Origin of the sequence: Lentilactobacillus sp. TOM.63, from assembly GCF_030361045.1 — a bacterium.
Taxonomy (GTDB): Bacteria; Bacillota; Bacilli; order Lactobacillales; family Lactobacillaceae; genus Lentilactobacillus; species Lentilactobacillus dabitei.
The window spans coordinates 1-3,675 of sequence record NZ_JAUCAP010000129.1 but is presented as its reverse complement, the minus strand read 5'-3'; the positions used below and the strand labels follow the sequence as shown (position 1 = coordinate 3,675).

Genomic DNA, 3,675 nt, shown 5'->3' with positions numbered 1-3,675 from the left:
AAACTCACCCCGCACTCGCCGTGAGGCAGGCAAAAAAAGCAGGTGTGCTTTTCTTTGCATGCGCAAAAGTGTCTTGGTCTAGTGAGTCAGTCAACTCCTTAAAGCCTCAAAAAGGGACTAACTGCTAAAGCAGTAAGTCCCTTTAATTCGATTTACCGTTGACTGACGGCCATTAACCAGCTTCAATGATCATCAGCGGGTAAATTAAAGCCATAGGCCAAGTTCAAAGACTTGGACCATCTAATTCATCATGCTGTCTCTCTGAACGTTCCTGTGGCCTCTGAGGGGCTTTTTTAGACGGTTCTTTTAGTCCAGCTCGTTCTAGCCACTCACTTGGTAAGCCAACACCTAATTTGCGCTGTAAGAACCGGTCAACGCTCCGAACAATTCCTTGTAACGTATCTACTAATTTTTGGAGCTTCTCATTTTTCTTGCTTAAATCATAATTATTGTCTTTAACTTCAAGCAGTTGATAATTTAAGCTTTGATTATCAAGTTTTAAACGGTTCTGTTGTTGATTATAAATATCACTGACAGCTGCTCGAGATTCTAAGTCATGAAGATCACTTTTTCTAACAACCACTTTATCCTTGCTTAAAAGAGTAGGTTTGCTCTCAATTTCCTGCTGATCACGAGGTTTAAGTTCAGCAAGGCGTTTTCTGGCATCTTCAAGTTCAGCTTGTATTTCTCGTTTTTGAAGCGTCGCCTTTTTCAAGTCTTCCCGCATAGCTTTGTATTCTGGTACCGTTAAACTTTTATGTTGCGATTCTTGAATACCACGTTCAACATCAAATCCGTGTTGTCGTAAATAAACTGGCAATTGATCTTGAACGTTTTGCAAAGCCGCACGATTAAACACCCGTTTAGCCGATAATTTATACTCATCATCAAATGGAACAATTCCCATATGCATATGGGGCGTACTCTCATCAAGATGAACAATCGCATAACGAATGTTTTCTTCACCAAATTTTTCAGCAAAGTAAGCTTTAGCTGTTTCAAAATATTTGCGCGTATCAGCCGCCGTTAAATTAGCAAAGAAATTGCTATCGCTCGAAATAATCCATTCATTGACTAAAACGGCATCTTTTCTGACCGCTCGCTGACTGGTTTTATGCTCGTTAATATAAGCCTCAATATCCGTTTTGAAATGGTTAGTCCGACCAGCAACTAAATCATAATTTAAGTCAGAACGGTTAACGTCAATATCAGTATTTTTGTGATGTCGGGTTCGGCGTTGATCATGATTACCCAAGCCAACTAAATTATCAGCTTTTAATTTCTGCATATTAGCCACTAAATAACTCATTTCACCACTCCATTCCAAACAGCTAAATTTGGTTAGAGCATAGCACAGAATTCGGAAAACCTCCATGCAAGGTATAGCCCAATATACTTTACCTTGTAAAGTTTGGGCTCTGCGAGGCCGGTTTTGCCGTTGGCAAAAAGATAATCAAAGGTCGCTTTTGCTCCCAATGATTATCTAAGTTCAAAATCAACTATTCAGCATGAATATAGTTTCTCAAAATATCAGAATAGTTTCTTGATAAATTCACAACTTTTTGCTTACTTGATTCAAAATTAACTGCATATCGTCCGGAATCAGAATTCTTAAAATTAGCAACCAACTTATAATAACTCCACAAAGACTGAACAATTTCTTTAGCAGGAGAAACAAGTTCTTTAGGAATATCGACAGTCATATCTATTGAATTTTCAAGAACAGCCAATTCACTACAAAAATCTGGAACATTGTTTTTACCACTAGAGAGGCCAATTTCTTGATGAATTTTATCAGCTTTATACAAGAAATCGTTAGAAAACTTTTTTATTAACCTAATTCTATCAGAATCATCACGGTTAACAGTAACCTTATATGTTATTAATGAATTATTATTTCCCACAGCGGAACCATTTCCTACTTCAATGTTGCCACTACTAAAGTTATTATTACCGTCAATAGAATTACTAGTATTAGCTTTTCCAATATTAGATTGAATTTTACCTCCTGAAAATAATCCTTTAAACCAATTCCAAATCTCATGCAAATTAAAAGCTTCCTTTCAAATATTTTCATTTTTATTCTCTCAATAATAATATAAGAATTTTCCTGAAATATAGAAAATATTACAAAAAATAATTTTTACGCTGATAATCCCATTTAGCAATAACCTCACGCACTACCTGTTCAGTTTGTTTATCATCACTATCCGTATTAATCAAATCACCATTTTCAACATCTTCTAGTTGCAACTGCTTACGAATTTCTTTCAGAAAACCACCATAACTAATTTGGCGGGAACCCGCCAAAGCTTGTTCTAAATCGTCAATCACTTGTAAGTCTTGTTCTTGATTATTAGTCAAAATATCTTTAGATTTCACTTGATATTTAGCCGTCTCTTGCGCACTAGCCAATAAAGAATTTTTATGGCGATTCACATTCGGTTTAACTGCCTCAACATTCACAACCGGCACATAAGCTAATTTCATCGCTCGTTGCCAATATCTAGTCCATTCTGCTTGTGAAATATAATTATCAGTTCCTGTAAAATAACTCGATTTCATAAAAAGCAAAACATGCATATGGTGGTGATACATCAGCTGATCCGCTTCGTGATTAATGGTAACCTCAGTTGAACGTACATAACCCAACAAATTTTTAGCCACTTTTTTATACTGAAAGATCTTTGCAATGGCTCGTCCCATCTGCCGTAATTCACTCTTCAACAAATCCCCTGTAGTATTCTTTACCGTCAACGTTAAAAACAAGAACCGACCCGTTTTTCGCTGTTTAACTGCTTCTGTCAAAATTTGAGTTAACTGGTTAGATTGTTTCATTGACCGCCGCCAATTACATAACGGACACAAACGGGAATGGCAAAACCAAGTCTGAGCCAATTTTTTGTGACCATTTTTATCTTCCACAAAACGTAATACTTCACCACACTCTTTAACTCGATGGGCTTTCTTGTAGTGCAACATTTGTAAATAATCACCATACTGTAAATTCTCTAACTTATGTTCTCGCCATGGTCGTACTTTTCCCGACTGCGATCGATCAACTAAAACTTTTCTATCAGCCAACCTAAAAAGCTCCTCTCATCCAACCACGTGAGAAGAGCTAATCTTTTATGTATTTACTAAAACTAAGGGCTTGACGCTTACTACCTCAAGCTTTAAACTATGTTTAGTAAATACGAATATTCAAGATTAACTCACGTGTTCCGGGTCGCCAAACTAGGAATTCTCACGTGGGTTTTTTCTTTATTCATTTTATAAACTCATAATACGCCTAAGCCCAGTTGTGTCAAGGGTTTATCCCAGTTTTTTAAAATGACGTTGTTTCTAATAGTATCAAGATAAGAAGAAACCGTCGAAAAAACGACGGTTTCAAACCCCAAAAAGCAGATCAGCAAAAATCGCCGAACTGCTTTTTAAGACCATGGCTTTCAGCCATACTGACCAGCTGAACCAGCTGGACCCCATAAATGAGCGGGAGCCCCCGCTCAAACTCACCCCGCACTCGCCGTGAGGCAGGCAAAAAAAGCAGGTGTGCTTTTCTTTGCATGCGCAAAAGTGTCTTGGTCTAGTGAGTCAGTCAACTCCTTAAAGCCTCAAAAAGGGACTAACTGCTAAAGCAGTAAGTCCCTTTAATTCGATTTACCGTTGACTGAC

3 protein-coding genes are annotated in these 3,675 nt (G+C 37.5%); all 3 read right to left on the bottom strand.

The window, feature by feature from the left end:
- Positions 1 to 223: 223 nt before the first annotated feature.
- Positions 224 to 1,309: a MobV family relaxase gene (gene mobV, locus QUF07_RS13440; RefSeq protein ID WP_056986608.1), complete on the bottom strand. Its 1,086-nt coding sequence runs from the start codon at positions 1,307 to 1,309 to the stop codon at positions 224 to 226.
- 190 nt (positions 1,310 to 1,499) lie between these two features.
- On the bottom strand, positions 1,500 to 2,048 hold the full coding sequence (locus tag QUF07_RS13435; RefSeq protein ID WP_289427920.1) for a hypothetical protein: 549 nt from the start codon (positions 2,046 to 2,048) through the stop codon (positions 1,500 to 1,502).
- Between the two features lie 79 nt (positions 2,049 to 2,127).
- The gene (locus QUF07_RS13430) at positions 2,128 to 3,084 is read right to left on the bottom strand and encodes a protein rep (RefSeq protein ID WP_289427919.1); all 957 of its coding nucleotides are present in this window, start codon (positions 3,082 to 3,084) and stop codon (positions 2,128 to 2,130) included.
- Positions 3,085 to 3,675 lie beyond the last annotated feature (591 nt).

Coding starts and splice junctions, on each gene's coding strand:
- mobV (WP_056986608.1), bottom strand. CDS start 1,309: ATGAGTTATTTAGTGGCTAATATGCAGAAATTAAAAGCTGATAATTTA.